The organism is Janthinobacterium sp. SUN176 (assembly GCF_030587335.1).
Taxonomy (GTDB): domain Bacteria; phylum Pseudomonadota; class Gammaproteobacteria; order Burkholderiales; family Burkholderiaceae_D; genus Janthinobacterium; species Janthinobacterium kumbetense.
Genome location: NZ_JAPWIA010000003.1, coordinates 52,836 through 68,397 on the forward strand (window position 1 = coordinate 52,836; position 15,562 = coordinate 68,397).

16 protein-coding genes are annotated in these 15,562 nt (G+C 62.1%); 8 read left to right on the plus strand and 8 right to left on the minus strand.

Annotated elements, in window-relative coordinates; translation table 11 throughout:
• Window positions 1-23: 23 nt before the first annotated feature.
• The 4 genes from O3299_RS21610 to O3299_RS21625 all read right to left on the minus strand — a co-directional run bounded on the left by O3299_RS21610 (window position 24) and on the right by O3299_RS21625 (window position 2,708).
• The gene (locus O3299_RS21610; protein WP_077400518.1) at window positions 24-896 is read right to left on the minus strand and encodes a hypothetical protein; all 873 of its coding nucleotides are present in this window, start codon (window positions 894-896) and stop codon (window positions 24-26) included.
• 19 nt (window positions 897-915) lie between these two features.
• A complete protein-coding gene (locus O3299_RS21615) occupies window positions 916-1,704 on the minus strand; it encodes a hypothetical protein (protein WP_289899924.1) in 789 nt (262 codons plus the stop codon).
• On the minus strand, window positions 1,694-2,206 hold the full coding sequence (locus tag O3299_RS21620; protein WP_034781751.1) for a hypothetical protein: 513 nt from the start codon (window positions 2,204-2,206) through the stop codon (window positions 1,694-1,696). The genes O3299_RS21615 and O3299_RS21620 overlap by 11 nt, the downstream gene beginning before the upstream one ends.
• Before the next feature lie 208 nt (window positions 2,207-2,414).
• Complete coding sequence (locus tag O3299_RS21625) at window positions 2,415-2,708, minus strand: DnaJ domain-containing protein (RefSeq protein ID WP_010395442.1); 294 nt, start codon at window positions 2,706-2,708, stop codon at window positions 2,415-2,417.
• Window positions 2,709-2,869: 161 nt separating this feature from the next.
• Here O3299_RS21625 and O3299_RS21630 point away from each other — a divergent pair, with 161 nt between their 5' ends.
• The 3 genes from O3299_RS21630 (at window position 2,870) to O3299_RS21640 (ending at window position 7,603) form a co-directional block, all read left to right on the plus strand.
• Entirely contained in the window at window positions 2,870-4,636 is a 1,767-nt protein-coding gene (locus O3299_RS21630) for a glutamine--tRNA ligase/YqeY domain fusion protein (protein ID WP_305063171.1), read from the plus strand.
• A gap of 201 nt (window positions 4,637-4,837) precedes the next feature.
• Window positions 4,838-6,697: a CHASE domain-containing protein gene (locus tag O3299_RS21635; RefSeq protein WP_305063172.1), complete on the plus strand. Its 1,860-nt coding sequence runs from the start codon at window positions 4,838-4,840 to the stop codon at window positions 6,695-6,697.
• Between the two features lie 189 nt (window positions 6,698-6,886).
• A complete protein-coding gene (locus O3299_RS21640; RefSeq protein WP_099665221.1) occupies window positions 6,887-7,603 on the plus strand; it encodes a hypothetical protein in 717 nt (238 codons plus the stop codon).
• An 87-nt stretch (window positions 7,604-7,690) separates the two neighbouring features.
• On the opposite strand, the gene O3299_RS21645 is transcribed toward O3299_RS21640, so the two are convergent.
• From O3299_RS21645 to O3299_RS21655, 3 genes are all read right to left on the minus strand, one after another.
• Window positions 7,691-7,930, minus strand: coding sequence for a hypothetical protein (locus O3299_RS21645; protein WP_029496207.1), 240 nt, complete (start codon window positions 7,928-7,930; stop codon window positions 7,691-7,693).
• A gap of 702 nt (window positions 7,931-8,632) precedes the next feature.
• Window positions 8,633-8,893: a hypothetical protein gene (locus tag O3299_RS21650; protein WP_034759943.1), complete on the minus strand. Its 261-nt coding sequence runs from the start codon at window positions 8,891-8,893 to the stop codon at window positions 8,633-8,635.
• Between the two features lie 83 nt (window positions 8,894-8,976).
• Window positions 8,977-9,894, minus strand: coding sequence for an SDR family oxidoreductase (locus O3299_RS21655; protein ID WP_305063173.1), 918 nt, complete (start codon window positions 9,892-9,894; stop codon window positions 8,977-8,979).
• Window positions 9,895-9,906: 12 nt separating this feature from the next.
• Between O3299_RS21655 and O3299_RS21660 the strand changes: the two genes are divergently transcribed.
• The 5 genes from O3299_RS21660 to O3299_RS21680 all read left to right on the plus strand — a co-directional run bounded on the left by O3299_RS21660 (window position 9,907) and on the right by O3299_RS21680 (window position 14,805).
• The gene (locus O3299_RS21660) at window positions 9,907-10,932 is read left to right on the plus strand and encodes a CDP-6-deoxy-delta-3,4-glucoseen reductase (protein WP_251349880.1); all 1,026 of its coding nucleotides are present in this window, start codon (window positions 9,907-9,909) and stop codon (window positions 10,930-10,932) included.
• A gap of 71 nt (window positions 10,933-11,003) precedes the next feature.
• On the plus strand, window positions 11,004-12,275 hold the full coding sequence (locus tag O3299_RS21665) for an MFS transporter (protein ID WP_305054376.1): 1,272 nt from the start codon (window positions 11,004-11,006) through the stop codon (window positions 12,273-12,275).
• A 38-nt stretch (window positions 12,276-12,313) separates the two neighbouring features.
• Entirely contained in the window at window positions 12,314-12,979 is a 666-nt protein-coding gene (locus O3299_RS21670; RefSeq protein WP_305063174.1) for a DUF1345 domain-containing protein, read from the plus strand.
• Window positions 12,980-13,203: 224 nt separating this feature from the next.
• A complete protein-coding gene (locus O3299_RS21675) occupies window positions 13,204-13,581 on the plus strand; it encodes an HPF/RaiA family ribosome-associated protein (protein WP_034781728.1) in 378 nt (125 codons plus the stop codon).
• A gap of 258 nt (window positions 13,582-13,839) precedes the next feature.
• Window positions 13,840-14,805 carry a GGDEF domain-containing protein gene (locus O3299_RS21680; RefSeq protein ID WP_092612043.1) on the plus strand — a complete coding sequence of 322 codons (966 nt, stop codon included), beginning with the start codon at window positions 13,840-13,842 and terminating at the stop codon, window positions 14,803-14,805.
• 106 nt (window positions 14,806-14,911) lie between these two features.
• Here the strand turns inward: O3299_RS21680 and O3299_RS21685 are convergent, their stop codons facing one another.
• Window positions 14,912-15,541, minus strand: a complete 630-nt coding sequence (locus O3299_RS21685) for a DUF5610 domain-containing protein (RefSeq protein WP_257218719.1) — start codon at window positions 15,539-15,541, stop codon at window positions 14,912-14,914.
• Window positions 15,542-15,562 lie beyond the last annotated feature (21 nt).

Sequence of the window (15,562 nt, forward strand, 5' to 3'; positions counted from 1 at the left end):
CAGGCGCCGGCCCAAGTACTGCATTACGAGTAGTCGGCGTCCAGCTCCGAACCCGCGTAGTTTTCCAGGTCCTCGAACAGGCTCTTCATGCTGGCCCGCGTGAGGATTTTATGCACGACGGTGCAGCTGCGGCGGTACGAAGCTATGCGGTCGAGCAACACCGGGTGATGCTGCACGGGCACCTTGGCCACCAGGGCGGCCCAGCCTTCCTCGAAGTCGGGCTTGTTCTTGCGCACGGAACGCACGAAGCGTTCAAACTCCTTCTGCCCCGTGCGCGCGATGACGCGCCCGCCGCCTTCGATGGCGAAGATGATGGCCAGGGCGATGACGCCCTCGGCATTCAAGTCGCTGTCGCTGACGGGGCCATTGTCGTGGTGGCGGCGCAGCCAGCCGGCCAGGCGCACGACGGCTTGCACTTCCTTGCGCTGTTGCAACTGCAACGCGTACTTTTCATAGCCGGCCCAGTTCTGGTTCGGGTCGGCCTGGCAAATATCGATGAACAGCTCGCGCAGGCGCCGCTGCAGGTAGACGGGATCCTGGTCGTATTCGCCCACGAGGGCGTCTTCCGGCAGCTGCGACAATTCCTTGATCAGGCGAAAGCCCACCTGGAACGCGTGCTCGGCGCCGTGCTCGACGAGGAAATCGAGCGCGGCCTGGTCGCCTTCATGCGTGACGGCCTGCTCCAGGCCCAAGGACACGCCGCCCACCGTCAAATACAGCGCTTTCTGGATGCCGTCGGCCGTGCGTTCATTCGTGAACTTCTCGGCCACCATGGCCGTGATACCCGTCAATTCATCGGCCAGGTTCAGGGCCGCGTCTTCGCGCGGGTCGCCCGGCAACAGTTTGATGGCGCGCACCAGGCGCGGAAGATTCTCTACAACAATTGCTGGCAGCATTAGACGTTCCCTGCTTTCATTACGAGAAAATGCCCGTGCCCAGGCTGCGGCGCGTGCTGGAACGCGGCGCGCTGCGCGTGCTCGGCACTTGCTTGCGCAGGCGGTACAGCAATTCCTTGGTACTGCGCTGCAACATGGTCGGCTCTTCGTCCGGGTCGTCCGAGTATTCCGCGTCGGCCAGGTCGGCGCTGTGGCGGAAGTCGGGGAACAGTTCGAACAGCGAGCGGTCCCAGCCGTCTTCATTCGCTTGCGCCAGCTCGATGGCCAGCGGCACGACGTCGTTGTCGGACGACGTCACGCCCGTCACGTACGGTCCCTTGATGACGATCTCGCCCGCCACTTCGAGGATTTCCTTCGGCGCCATCGAGAACAGGATGGCGAACGCCGTGGCGCCCCAGTCGGTGGCGGACGCTTCGAGCAGCAGCTCGCGGCGGCGCTCGGCGTCGTCGGTGGAAAACACGACGCCGTGGATGTGCGCGAACAGGGCTTCGGCGATGCGTTCCGGATCATCCTCGATCTGGTCGTCGCTCCAGGTGGCAGCGATGAAGGCCAGGCTGTCGGCCCAGGCTTTCGGCGGCACCAGCAAGGTCGCCAGCGACATCTTGCCGCCGTCGAAGCCGGCCAGGTGCAGGGCCGTCACTTGCGGCGGGATGGCATTCAACACTTCCACCACGGCAAGATCGCCGTACTGGTCGGCCGCGTCGGCAAACGCCTGCTCGGCGTGGCCCAGCGAACCGGACAGCACCAGCTCCGTGACTTGTTTCGTCAGCGCGGGAAGATTGCTCTTTTGATCATTATTATCGGCCATGGTCATCTCCATCCTGGTCAAACATCTGGGCGAAATCGTCGGTCGCTTCGTCTTCATCGTGCTCGTCGTCGCCGTCGTCATTGGCGGCCAGCTGATCCAGCGACTGGTCGTCGTCGTCCCACAGGCGGGGATTCTTGTGCAGGAAGGCCGTGATGATGGCCTGGCGCGCCAGGTCGGGGAAGCTTTCCTCGATGGCGGCGTACATCTTGGCCGCTTCCGGCGCGGCGCAGGCGGCCATGGAAAACACGCGGGCCGTATCGCCGAATTCGTAGTCTTCGCTTTCGGCCAGCAAGCCTTTCGGGTCGCTGAAGGTGATGTGGTCGACCAGCGCGAAGGCCAGCATGTTCACGTCTTCGATGCCGCCGCCGCTCGCGTATTCGCCCACCAGCGCGTCGACCATGCTCTTGTAGTTCTTGCGGTTCGGCGGGTCGCCGAGGATGCCTTCGATCTGGCCTTCCAGCTCGCGCGACTGGTACGCGAATTCAGGGTGTACTCTTCTCATGCTGTGCTTTCCAATGTGGTGCGCGGCACTTTTACTTAAAAGCAAAAGCACCATTGTTTGTTGTTTTTCAAATCATCCGGGCTGTACCGCGGCTCACAGAACCGTAGCGAGCGGCAGTGAGTTGTGGCTAAGAAGCGCAACCGTACTTTAGTACGGTGAGCATCGCAGGCCGCAAATCACGACGCGCAGTAGGTTATGTGAGACGCCCTCAGTCCGCGGGAAGAACGGTGCCATGCAGGCGGAACACGCCGCACCACAGGGCATAGGCTTCCGCTTCCGGATCGATGATGATGCGGTGGTTCACGCTCTGGTCGTATTCGGCGCGCTTGGCCGGGTCGGCCAGGATCTCATACGCCTTGGTGACGCTCTTGAAGCGCGCCTCGGCGCCGGGGGCCTGGTTGCGGTCGGGGTGGAAGCGCATGGCCAGCGAACGGTAAACCTTCTTGATTTCATCGTCGCTGGCATTGGGCGCGACACCGAGGACGTTATATAAATTTTCCATAAAAGGCTCCGGGGTCACGTTTTTCTACTAATTAAAGGCGAATTATCCTATAGAACGGCGTCCGCGTCGCTTGCATGCCGGGAAATGGGGGCAAATACGTGCTTATAAAGCGCTTGCGGTACGGTAAAATGCTTTTTACTGTCACTCTTCCGCATTGATCAATGAGCAACGATAAACCGAATAACGCCGCGCCGGCGCTGGCGCCCAATTTCTTGCGTAACATCATCGAAGCCGACCTGGCTGCCGGCGCCCATGTGCGTCCCGGCCTGCCCCAGGTGATCACGCGTTTCCCGCCGGAGCCGAACGGCTACCTGCACGTGGGCCACGCCAAGTCGATCTGCGTCAACTTCGGCCTGGCGCGCGATTACGCCGGCCAGTGCAACCTGCGTTTCGACGACACCAATCCGGCGAAGGAAGAGCAGGAATACGTCGACACCATCATGGACAGCGTGAAATGGCTGGGCTTTGACTGGGAACCGAAGCAGGCCGATGGCCAGAGCCACCTGCATTACGCGAGCGACTATTTCGACCAGCTGTACGCGATGGCCGAGTACCTGATCACGGCCGGCTTTGCCTATGTGGACAGCCAGAGCGCCGAAGACATGGCCGCCAACCGGGGCAATTTCGGCCAAGCGGGCAAGAATTCGCCCTTCCGCGACCGTCCGCGCGACGAATCGCTGGCCCTGTTCCGCGCCATGAAGGCGGGCCAGTTCAAGGATGGCGAACACATCCTGCGCGCGAAGATGAGCGAAGATGCCATGAGTTCGCCGAACATGAACTTGCGCGACCCGGCCATCTACCGCATCCGCCATGCGCACCACCACCGCACGGGCGACGCCTGGTGCATCTATCCGATGTACGACTACACGCACCCGATCTCGGACGCGCTGGAAAACATCACGCATTCGATCTGCACCCTGGAATTCCAGGACCACCGCCCGTTCTACGACTGGCTGCTGGAAACCTTGTCCGCCGGCGGCTTCTTCCGGCAACCGGTGCCGCACCAGTTCGAATTCTCGCGCCTGAACCTGACCTACATCGTCACCAGCAAGCGCAAGCTGCGCCAGCTGGTGGAAGAAAAAATCGTCGACGGCTGGGACGACCCCCGCATGCCGACCCTGGTGGGCATGCGCCGCCGCGGCTACACGCCGGAAGCGATTCAATTGATGTGCGAACGCACGGGCGTGACGAAATCCGACGGCTGGATCGACTACAGCGTGCTCGAAGGCTGTTTGCGCGAAGACCTGGACCCGAAGGCGCCCCGTTCGGTGGCCGTGCTGCGTCCGTTGAAACTGATCATCGACAATTTCCCTGAAAACGACAGCGTGGAATGCACGGCGCCCGTGCACCCGCACTTCCCGGAGCGCGGCTTGCGCACCTTCCCCATCTCGCGCGAGCTGTGGATCGAGGAAGACGACTTCATGGAAGTGCCGAACAAGGGCTATTTCCGCCTGTATCCGCCCATCGACGACAAGCCGGGCAGCAAGGTGCGCCTGCGCTACGGCTACGTGATCGAGTGCACGGGCTACGACAAGGATGCGGACGGCAAGGTCATCGCCGTGCACTGCACCTACTTCCCGGACAGCAAGTCGGGCACGGAAGGCAGCGCCAACTACAAGGTCAAGGGCAATATGCACTGGGTCAGCGCGCCGACGGCCATTCCCGCCGAAGTACGCCTGTACGACCGCCTGTTTACGGACCCGCAGCCGGACGCGGGCGGCAAGGACTTCAAGCTGGCCCTGAATCCGCTGGCCAAGGAAGTGGTGCAGGCGTGGCTGGAACCGGGCGCGGAACTGGCCCAGCCGGAACAGCGCTTCCAGTTCGAACGCCACGGCTATTTTGCGGCCGACCGGGTCGACAGCCAGCCGGGCAAGCCCGTCTTCAACCGCATCGTCACCCTGAAAGACAGCTGGCAGCCCGCCAAATAAGGGCTGGACGGCACACGAAAAAAACCGCTGCGGCGGTTTTTTTTCGTTTCAAAGAGAAATATTGCCTGTTGACTATATTCACGATAGTTTTGTATATTAGGCAGCTATTGAGCAATTTGCAATTTCGATAGTCCTTGTGCAACTGAGTACAGCCACCACCACACAGGCGGCACCCGATTCCTCTTCCTGATGCGGATGGCGATGTCTTCTACTGCCGGCGAACACCCCTTAGCTGCTGAAAAAAGACCGCTGTGGCTGTTCGGCTTTGTCGTCTCGACGATGGTGGGCCTGCTGTTCTACATGGCCGCTTCGCTGTCGATCGAAAGCGATGCCAGCGAACAATTCAACAATCTGGCGCGCAACACCCAGAAAAACATCGAATCGCGCACCAAGTCGTATACCAACCTGCTGCGCGGCACGGCCAGCCTGTTCCAGGCCAACGAACACGTGAGCCGCGAGCAATTCCACCGCTACGTGGCCAACATCGCCCTGCAACAGAACTATCCGGGCGTGATGAATCTCAATTACAGCCAGGAACTCGACGAGACGCAGCGCGCCGCCTACGAAACGGCCATGCGGCGCGACTATCCGCCCGGGCGCGACGGCTATCCGGCGTTTGCCATCCACCCGCCCGGCCCGCGCGCCCAGTATTCCGTGCTCGTATACATCGAGCCGATTGCCAGCGCCCCGGAAAAGTATGGCTACGACATCGCCTCGCGCCCGCAGATCGCCGAAGCGCTGGCGCAGTCGCGCGATTCCGGCCACATCAGCAATTCCGGCGTGCCCGTGCCGATGGACGGCCGTCCCCAGTTGACGGGCATGGCCATGCGCCTGCCCGTGTACCGCTTCGGCATGCCCGTCGATACCGTGGAGCAGAGGCGCGCCGCTTACCAGGGCTCCGTCGGCATCGGCTACGACCTAGTGACGATGATGCGCAGCGCGCTGGCCGACATGCCGGTACGCAACGTCCGCCTGACCCTGTTCGATATCGGCCCGCAGGCGCTGCAACAGCGGGACGTGCCGCTGCAGTTGCCGCACGACATGCGCCCCATCTTCGACAGCACGGCGGCGGGCATGCATGCGCCATGGTGGCAGCCCGGCAGTTCGGGCCGCTACCTGAGCAGCACGCTGCTGATCGAGCACAATGGCCGCGCCTGGCAAGCGCTGTTCAGCGTGCGCAAGAACGACCTGTATTCGCGCTTCGACGCCTTCCTGCCGTGGCTGGCCCTGCTGATCGGCTTTGCCAGCACCATGCTGCTGTACGTGCTGTTCCATACCCTGGCGTCGTCGCGCCGGCGCGCCATCCAGATGGCGACGGGCATGACGGAGGAGTTGCGCGCCAGCCAGATCCGATTGCAACTGTCGCACCAGAAACTGCGCCGCCTGGCCGCGCACGCCGACCAGATCAAGGAAGAAGAGCGCAAGCGCATCGCGCGCGAAATTCACGACGACCTGGGACAGAATCTGCTGGTCCTGCGCATCGACGCCGACATGCTGGCCTCGCGCACGCAGCGCCGCCACCCGCGCCTGAACGCCCGCGCCCGTTCGACCCTGGAGCAGATCGACGCCACCATCAAGAGCGTGCGGCAGATCATCAACGACTTGCGCCCTACCGTGCTGGACCTGGGCGTGAATGCGGCCGTCGAATGGCAGGTGGCGCAATTTCGCCAGCGCACGGGCATCGCCTGCGAAGTGAGCGAAAGCCATGACGACATTTGCCTCAGCGACCAATGCGCGACGGCCCTGTTCCGCATTCTGCAAGAGTCGCTCAGCAATATTTCCCAGCATGCGAATGCCAGCCGCGTGCAAGTCAAGCTGGAAAAATGCCGCGATACGGTGTCGATGAGCGTCAGCGACAACGGCGTGGGCGCGGCCATCGACGGGCGCAACAAGCTCGGTTCGTTTGGCCTGGTGGGGATAGAAGAACGCATCAAGTTGCTAGGTGGCACTTTTTACATCGAAAGCAGCCCCGGCGCCGGCATGAGCGTGCACGTCAGCGTGCCGCTGGGCGCGGACGCCACCGCGTTTCCCTACGAGGAAGAAAGCCGGGCCAGCGGCTGACCGGCACGTGCCCCGCATGAATCAAGCTCAGCTTGCATATTTCGTAATAAGATGCAATATTGATGTAGAACAACTTAGCGCCTGCCCGCCATGGGCAAGGCATTCCTCGACTACTTGCCAGGAGTACACACGCGCCGCTTTCCCTTGTTTCACCGTATTTCCCACAACGCTCTTTACCAAAGGACATTCATGGATACGAACGACAGTTTCAAGGCTATTGCCGATTTGAATTTGGACGCGATCAAGGTCAAACTGATGCACCGGGAGTCAGGCGAAGGATGGAGTCTGGAGAAGGCCAACGCGGTGGAATTCGAATACCGCCGCTTCCTGATCCTGATGAAACAGTTTCCGCAAGAAGAAACGGCGCCCTTGATGGACGTCGATACCTTTTGGCACTACCACATCCTCGATACCCTGAAATATGCGGCCGACTGCGAACAGGTGTTCGGCTACTTCCTCCATCACTTCCCCTACATCGGCTTGCGCGGCGAAGACGACGAAGCGGCGCACCATCGCGTGGGCGAGCGCATGAAGCAGTTGTATGAACAAACGTTCGGGGAAGATTATATCCGCGCTGAAACGGCGTATTCGGGGCGCGCCGTACAGGCGGCGTATTCGGGACGTGCGGTGCAGGAGACGGCTTACTCGGGCCGCGCCGTGCAAACGGCGTTTTCCAGTGCGGCGGTGCAAGCGACGGCTTACTCGGGCCGGGCCGTGCAAACGGCGTTTTCCAGTGCGGCGGTACAGGCGACGGCGTATTCGGGCCGCGCGACCGGGGCTGCCAACACCGCATTTTCCAGCGCCCCTGCCTCACTGGCCGCAGCGGTGGTCAAGTCGTCCTCGACTGGCCTGGAAATGGGGCGCTTCTATGTCGATCGTCCGGTGCTGAACCGCGACCCGCAATAGAAAAGCGGAAAACAGATGTGGCTGCCGCACGCGGCAAGCCTGACGTACCCAGACGGCACCTCTCAGTTTGCCGTCTGTCAGGCGCTCTTAGGCAGCCATCAACTCGCGCAGTTCACGAATGCTGAAATCGCTGATTTCATGCATGCGGATGAGGATCGTGGCGCCGATCGGCAAGGTATTGTGACGAATCTTGCTGATGACCGGTGGCGCCACTTCCAGGGCTCGCGACAAGGCGGCATCGTTTTTCAGTTGCAGCTTGTCGATGATCGCATCGAGGACGCGATTCGGGTTGTAGGTAGGCAAAGAGGTAATTTGTTTGAGAGACATGATCGAAAATCCGTACTTGTTGTATTAGAGCAAAAAGAAACCGAATGTCTCTTCTGCAATAATTCAGGGTAAACACACTAAAAAGCGCCATCACTTATGCGGCTTTTACGCCGCAAACAATATAATACACGCTATTGTTGATTTTTGCGTAACTTAACGCAAAATTGTGATAATTGAAGAGAATTGACGCACTTGGAATGTGCTAGAGGATAACTCAAATTGGAAAAATTTGCTGCAAGTCATCAATTTTTACGATGAGCAACACCGCTATGCATGAGCCAAGCTATGGCCATGAGGGCGCTCAGACGCGCCATTTCGGCAGATAGATGCCAGCCTTGCGCGGCCACGCCGGCCGGGGTGGCAAGCGGGCACGTGCCCGGAACGGCATCCACGCGGCACCAGGCCAGTTGCCGGCGGATTTCATCGGGCGGCGGCGGCGGCTGCAGCGCACGTTCGCGACGGCGCATATAAGCGCGTACCTGTTCCTTGCTGGGGTGACTCGTAGCTCGCATGGCTCGCTCCTGCTGACGGGAAACAGCGTCACGCTATGCAGAGCTCGCCACAAGAGCCCAGACGCGTGACGACATTGCTCACCATATCGCCAGCGCGCCATGACGCGTTTGCGCTGCGTCAAAGGTCACGGCCCCGGTGTTGCGCCGAGACCCGTACTGCGCCATGGCCCCAGCGGCCAGGCCCATATTCTTATTTCTTTTGCTGGCGCACGCGCTGCTGCTGCTTTTCCTGCGTTTGCTGGCGATTCTGCTTGCGCTCGAACAAGGTGACCGCATCTTTCTTGGCTTGTTCGACGGTACGCATTTCCTCATGCGCATCGTGCGGGACAAAAAATTCGGCGTCCTGCGCGGCCACGACGAGCTTGATGGCGGCCTCGTCGTCGAGGTCGTACAGTTCCGTCAGGACGGTGGTGACCTCGTCCAGGTATTCTTCGTAAGTGAGGGTGCTCATGCTGTAGTCCTTAAGTGAGTGGCGCAGCGCGGGAACGGCGCGCTGCGCGCCGGCCCAGCAAAGTGCGCAGATAACCGGCCATTTTACCCGATGCCGGCGCCATCGGCTGCCATCGGCTGCAAGGCATCGGCCACGCGCGCGTAGCGCAGGCGCACGCCCAGCTCGCGCTTGAGGCGGGTATTGTGCAGGCGGCGCGATTCGGACATGAACGACAGCAGCATCGGCGTGACCACTTGCCGCAGCTCGGCCCGCGGCAGGCGCGGCGGGCGCGGCAGGCCAAACGTATCGGCCACGGCATCGAAATACTCGGCCATCCTGAGTTCGCTGTCATCGCTGGCGTGATACACGCGTCCCGGCTTGCCCCGCCACAAGGCCCGCTCGATGACGCGCGCCAGGTCATCGGCATGGATATGGTTGGTGTACACATCGTCGCTGGCTTCCAGGGCTGGCGTGCCTTCGCGCAAGCGCTTCAGCGGCAGGCGGTCTTGCGCATAAATGCCCGGCACGCGCAGGATGGCCACGCTGGCGCCGCGGCGCGCGCCCCAGCCGCGCAAGACCTGTTCGGCGTCCACGCGCCGCTTCGCGCGCGCATTCGCCGGCGCCGTCGGCCGCGTCTCATCGACCCAGGCGCCGCCGCAATCGCCATACACGCCGCTGGTACTCACATACACCATGCGTGCATGCTCGGGTAAAATGGCGACCAGATTGCGCGTGCGCCGGTCCAGCAAGCCCGACGACATGGGCGGCGCCAGGTGCACGACCATCGTCGCCAGTCCCGCCAGCCGTTTCAGGCTGGCGCGCTCGTCGAGGTTGGCCACGATGGGCACGGCGCCGGCCGCCCGCAACTGCGCGCAGCGCGCTGGCTGGCTGGTGACGGCAAAGACGCGAAAGCGCGCGCGCAGCAGGGGCAGCAGCCGCATGCCGACGTCGCCGCAGCCCAGGATCAGCAAGCGCGGCAAGCCTGACGGCTTGCGCAAAGAGTGCATTAACATATTTTTCATCTCAAGGATTGTATGACTTTTCAAATTACTGTTCAGCCCAGCGGCCACCAATTCAGCTGCGAAGCGGACGAAACCGTCCTGTCGGCGGCGATACGCGCCGGCGTCGGCCTGCCGTACAGCTGCAAAAGCGGCGCCTGCAGCTCCTGCAAGGGCAAGATCGTGTCCGGCAGCGTACAGCATAAGCCATACCAGGCCCGCTCCCTGACGGAAGATGAAGCGGCGGCCGGCTACTCGCTGCTGTGCTGCGCCGTGCCTCAGGGCGACCTGGTGGTGCAGGCGCGCGAAGTGGCGGGCAGCAGCGACTACCCGATCAAGAAAATGCCGTCGCGCGTGACCACCATCGAAAAAGTCGCGCCCGACGTCGTCGTGCTGACCCTGCAATTGCCAGCCAGCGAGCGCCTGCACTACCGCGCCGGACAGTATATCGAAATCATGCTGCGCGACAACAAACGCCGCAGCTACAGCATGGCCAGCGCACCCGTCGAAGGCGGCCCCGTGAGCCTGCACGTCCGCCACATGCCGGGCGGCCTGTTCACCGACCAGGTGTTCGGCAGCATGAAGGAGCGCGACATCCTGCGCTTCGAAGGCCCGATGGGCACCTTCTTCCTGCGCGAAGATTCCGACAAGCCCGTCGTGCTGCTGGCCTCGGGCACGGGCTTTGCCCCCTTGAAAGCCATCGTCGAGCACATGATCAACGAGCAGTCGCCGCGTCCGATCACCCTGTACTGGGGCGGCCGCCGTCCGCACGACCTGTACATGGACGCCCTGTGCCGCCAGTGGGCCGCCGACTTGCCGCAGTTCACCTATGTGCCCGTCGTGTCGGACGCGCTGCCGGAAGACGCGTGGCAAGGCCGCACGGGCTTCGTGCACCAGGCCGTCATCGCGGACTTGCCCGACATGTCCGCGTATCAAGTGTATGCCTGCGGCGCACCGATCGTCGTCGAGTCGGCCAATCGCGATTTCGTGCAATTGTGTCAATTGCCGGCCGACGAGTTTTACGCGGACGCCTTCACCACGGAAGCCGACCTGGCCAAGTAAGCATCCAGACAGCGGGGTGCTGCTGGCGCGGCATCCGCTGCCGCTCCACCCCGCTGTTTCCTGGAAATTTCATGTCTCTCGCCTCTGCCGGCAACGGCTTCAGTATCCTGCGTCACCGCAACTTCGCCTGTTATCTTTCCGCCCGCGTGCTGGGCACGGTGGCCGTGCAGATGCAAAGCGTGGCCATCGGCTGGCAGGTGTACCAGATCACGGGCAGCCTGTTCGACCTGGGCTTGATCGGCCTGGCGCAATTCGCCCCCTTCCTCGTGCTCATCTTGCCGGCCGGCCACGTGGCCGACCGCTACAACCGCCGCAACATCATCGCCTGGTGCCTGGCGGCGCAACTGGCGTGCGCGCTGGCCCTGCTGGCGTTTACGTTAAGCAATATTTCCATCGTCTGGCCCGTGTTTGCCGTGCTGGTGCTGTTCGGCAGCGCGCGCGCCTTCATGATGCCGGCCACGCAAGCCGTGCTGGTCAACATGGTGCCCACGCAACACTTCAGCCGCGCCGTCGCGCTCAGTTCATCCAGTTCCCACGTGGCCATCATCCTGGGGCCGACTTTGGGCGGCTTGCTGTACTACTTCGGCCCCAAGGTCGTGTATCTGATCTCGTCCGCGCTGCTGGTCGTGTCCGTCCTGCTGATGCGCGCCACCACCCCGGCGCCGCAAGTGGTGAAACGCGAACCCGTCAGCTGGCATACCCTGCTCGAAGGCTTGCGCTTCGTCTGGTCGAAGCCCATCGTGCTGGGCGCCATTTCGCTCGACCTGTTTGCCGTGCTGTTCGGCGGCGCCACGGCCCTGCTGCCGGCGCTCGCGCATGACGTGCTGCATGCCGGACCCAGTGGCCTGGGCTTGCTGCGCACGGCGCCGGGCGCCGGCGCCGCCCTGTGCTCGATCGCGCTGGCCATGTTTCCCATCACGCGCCGCGTGGGCGCGTGGATGTTCGGCGGCGTGGCCGTCTTCGGCCTGGGCACCCTGGTGCTGGGCAGCACCAGCTATTTCCCGCTGGCCCTGGCGGCGCTGTTCCTGATGGGCGCCGGCGACATGGTCAGCGTCTACATCCGCCACCTGCTGGTGCAGTTCGAGACGCCGGACGAGATCCGCGGCCGGGTCAGCGCCGTGAACGCCGTCTTCATCGGCGCCTCGAACGAGCTGGGCGAATTCGAATCGGGCTTGACGGCCGGCTGGTTCGGCCTCGTGCGCGCCGTGCTCTTCGGCGGCGCCGCCACCCTGGCCGTGACGGGTATCTGGGCCGTGCTGTTCCCCGTACTGTCGCGCATGGACCGCTTTCCCCACCACGAGAAGGAAGCTGCCGCCAGGACGGCCACCGCGGCGAGCGCATAAGGTCTAAGATGCGCTATCCCCACTGACGAATCCGCACCATGAAAATCACGCTTCCATTCCACGGCTTCATCCGCAGCCGCCCCCACCTGAGCATGGCCACGGCCATCGGCGTGGCGGCCGGCCTGCTGCTGCCCGCATCCTGGCAACAGATGACGCGCCTGCTGACGGCGTGGAATGTCGCCGTCTGGTTCTACCTGGCGACGATGGCCTGGATGATGATGCGCGCCAACCACCACAAGGTCAAAGCCATGGCGGCGCGCCAGGATGAGCGGGCGGCAACCGTCCTGTCGGCCCTGTCCGTCGCATCCGTGATGAGCCTGGTGGCCATCGTTTCGCAGCTGTCCTCGATGAAAGACATGGCGCCGGACGAGCGCGCGCTGCATTACGGCCTGACGATCCTCACCCTGGTCGGTTCCTGGTTCCTCGTCGGCACCCTGTTCTGCTTTCACTATGCCCACCTGTACTACCAGGCCGATCCCGCGCTGCGCCCCCTGAAGTTTCCCGACGACGAGCAAAACCCCGATTACTGGGATTTCCTGTATTTCGCCTTCACCATCGCCGTCGCCGTGCAAACGTCGGACGTTTCCGTGCAGACGCGCATGATGCGGCAAATCGTGCTGGGACAATCCGTGCTGAGCTTTTTCTTCAACCTGGTCGTGCTGGGGCTGTCGATCAATATCGCGGCCGGTCTCATCAATGGCTGAGGGTAAATAATTTCGTAGTGGAAACTTGACCTGGCTGAAGGGTTAAGCTCATCTTAATCGTGCGCACCCTCTTGAAATACTGGAAAGAGGAGTAAGATAAGTCATGCACAGGGATCAAGTGCATGAGGCAAGAACCAGGCGCCGATGCGCCCTGGCAGCGGGTTTGCCCACTGCCATGCAAGGCGCCTGAGATGGGTTTTTTTTGAATTGACAGGAGTAAGCATATGCAAATCAATATTCATACCGACAGCACCATCGCCAACACCGCTGGACTGAACGAACATGTGCAATCCGTACTTGAAAGCGCACTGAACCGCTTCCGCGACAACCTGACCCGCATCGAAGTCCACATCAGCGACACGAATGGCCCGAAAGGCGGTGCCGACGATATCCGCTGCGTCATGGAAGCACGCGTTGCTGGCTATCAACCGATCGCCGTGACCGAACAGAACGCCACCGTGCATCAATCCGTTGCCGGCGCCACCGACAAACTGAAACGCGCCATCGATAGCGCCCTGGGCCGCCTGCAAGACAGCAAGCGCCACGCCACCGGCAAGAATGCCGTGATCGATACGGCCGAAGCGGAAGAAACCGCCGAGTAATCCCCACCCGCAGGATTTTCAGAGACTGAGGCAGCCGTTCAAGGCTGCCTTTGCACATCCGGCCCGCCTTTCGCGCGAGGCAACATCCATAGCAAAACCGCAAGCATTCCTGCGTATTGACGCGGCAATGAAATAATTGTCGTATTTCTCACAGTAAGTGACCTCAAGCAAGCCTTTGGCGTTACAGCCAAGGCCGCTTTACGCTATCATGAAGCTACCGGCCCCCTGCTCGCGCGCCGGCTTTTTGAAAGTGTGATTGTGGAACAGATCGGCAACTTCGGCGCTTCAGGCTGCAACATCGGCGATTTACAGCTATTTCGCGATGGGGCGGATAGCCAGACGGCCGCCATGCTGGCGCCCTGCCCCGTGATGCGCCTGGAAGCGGGCGAAGCCATTGCCGACACGCAAGGCGCCAGCCTGTACATCGTCCTGCGCGGCTCGCTGGCCGTGGCCGCCGACACCCACACGGGCATGGATGACGGCACCGTCAGCAAGGTCTTGCCCGGCGAAAGCGTGGGCGAACAATCGGTGCTCGATGAAGCGAGCAACCTGGCCGCCATTTCCGCCCTGGAAGAAACCGATTTGCTGGTGATCGACGCGGCCATCGTCTGGGAATTGATCGAACAGTCGAACGGCCTGGCGCGCAACCTGCTGCGGCTGCTGTCCTTCCGCATCCGCGCCGCCAATGCCTTGCTGCGCCGGCGCCAGAAACTGGGCGAATTCTACCGCCAGCTGTCGATGGTCGACAGCCTGACGGGCTTGTACAACCGCGCCTGGCTGACGGATTTACTGCCCAACATGATCGTCACGGCCCACGCCAGCGGCTCGCCGCTGTCGCTGGTGATGATAGACCTCGACCATTTCAAGCGCTTCAACGACACGCACGGCCACCAGGCGGGCGACCAGGCACTGCGCATCGCCGCGCAAGTGCTGGGCGCAGCCCTGCGGCCCACGGATTTTGCCGTGCGCTACGGTGGCGAGGAAATGATGGTGATCTTGCCCGATACCAACGAACACGTGGCCTTGCGGGTGGCCGAGCGCTTGTGCGAGCGCATGCAGCTCGCCGTCATCTTCGCCGACATGCGCAGCGCCTTGCCGCACATCACGGGTTCCTTCGGCGTGGCCAGCCTGGCGGCCGAACAGGACGACCATGCGCTGATCGCCGCGGCCGACGCGGCCCTTTACCGCGCGAAAGCTGGCGGCCGCAACCGGGTAAGCACCTGATAAAAAGCCCATGGCGTCGTTGCATTGCCTCGTCGTACATTCGTACTGCCTTCGGCAATGCGCCTAGCCCTGGACATTTTCTCAGGCGCTTCCGGCGTAATAATGATCAGGCAGCCTTGCTGTCGGCCGGCTTGCCAGCATCCGGCTTGGCGGCATCATCCTTCTTGCTGCTGTGCGCGGCGATGAAGTCGGCATAGCCCTTTTGCACCAGCTCGTACGTCTTGTCGATATTGCCGGCGATGTCGCCATTCAGCACTTTCAAGCCGCCCAGGATGTCGCGCGCTTCCTTGAAGCCTTTTTCCATGCCGCCGCTGATGGTGTCCATGAACTTGGTCAGGGCCGTATCGTCGTCCAGGCCGGGATTCTGTTTCTTGAAAGCATCAAAAAATCCCGTCGACAGCGATACAATGCGGTTCGCCGTCGCTTCGGCGCTGTTGTCCTGCGAAGCCGCGTTCTGGATCGCGTCCTCGCCGTACTGGCCCTTCAGCGCTTCATTGATGTTGGTGATGGCCGTCTTGTACAGCAGCGCCAGCGGTTCGTTCTCGGAACCGATCGACACGTTCAGCGACGCCTGCATGATGGAAGCGTTCAATTGCAGCTTGGTGCGGTCATTCACGCTCATTTCAGCGTTGACGCCGTCCTTTTGCTGGACTTTATCGTCCTTGCCAGCAACGCCCGTACTGACGGAAGTCACGGAAGGGGTGGAATTGCCGCTTGCGGCGATGGGAATTGACACGATAGACCTCCTTGAACGGGC

Coding starts and splice junctions, on each gene's coding strand:
- O3299_RS21610 (WP_077400518.1), bottom strand. CDS start 896: ATGCTGCCAGCAATTGTTGTAGAGAATCTTCCGCGCCTGGTGCGCGCC.
- O3299_RS21615 (WP_289899924.1), bottom strand. CDS start 1,704: ATGGCCGATAATAATGATCAAAAGAGCAATCTTCCCGCGCTGACGAAA.
- O3299_RS21620 (WP_034781751.1), bottom strand. CDS start 2,206: ATGAGAAGAGTACACCCTGAATTCGCGTACCAGTCGCGCGAGCTGGAA.
- O3299_RS21625 (WP_010395442.1), bottom strand. CDS start 2,708: ATGGAAAATTTATATAACGTCCTCGGTGTCGCGCCCAATGCCAGCGAC.
- O3299_RS21630 (WP_305063171.1), top strand. CDS start 2,870: ATGAGCAACGATAAACCGAATAACGCCGCGCCGGCGCTGGCGCCCAAT.
- O3299_RS21635 (WP_305063172.1), top strand. CDS start 4,838: ATGTCTTCTACTGCCGGCGAACACCCCTTAGCTGCTGAAAAAAGACCG.
- O3299_RS21640 (WP_099665221.1), top strand. CDS start 6,887: ATGGATACGAACGACAGTTTCAAGGCTATTGCCGATTTGAATTTGGAC.
- O3299_RS21645 (WP_029496207.1), bottom strand. CDS start 7,930: ATGTCTCTCAAACAAATTACCTCTTTGCCTACCTACAACCCGAATCGC.
- O3299_RS21650 (WP_034759943.1), bottom strand. CDS start 8,893: ATGAGCACCCTCACTTACGAAGAATACCTGGACGAGGTCACCACCGTC.
- O3299_RS21655 (WP_305063173.1), bottom strand. CDS start 9,894: ATGAAAAATATGTTAATGCACTCTTTGCGCAAGCCGTCAGGCTTGCCG.
- O3299_RS21660 (WP_251349880.1), top strand. CDS start 9,907: ATGACTTTTCAAATTACTGTTCAGCCCAGCGGCCACCAATTCAGCTGC.
- O3299_RS21665 (WP_305054376.1), top strand. CDS start 11,004: ATGTCTCTCGCCTCTGCCGGCAACGGCTTCAGTATCCTGCGTCACCGC.
- O3299_RS21670 (WP_305063174.1), top strand. CDS start 12,314: ATGAAAATCACGCTTCCATTCCACGGCTTCATCCGCAGCCGCCCCCAC.
- O3299_RS21675 (WP_034781728.1), top strand. CDS start 13,204: ATGCAAATCAATATTCATACCGACAGCACCATCGCCAACACCGCTGGA.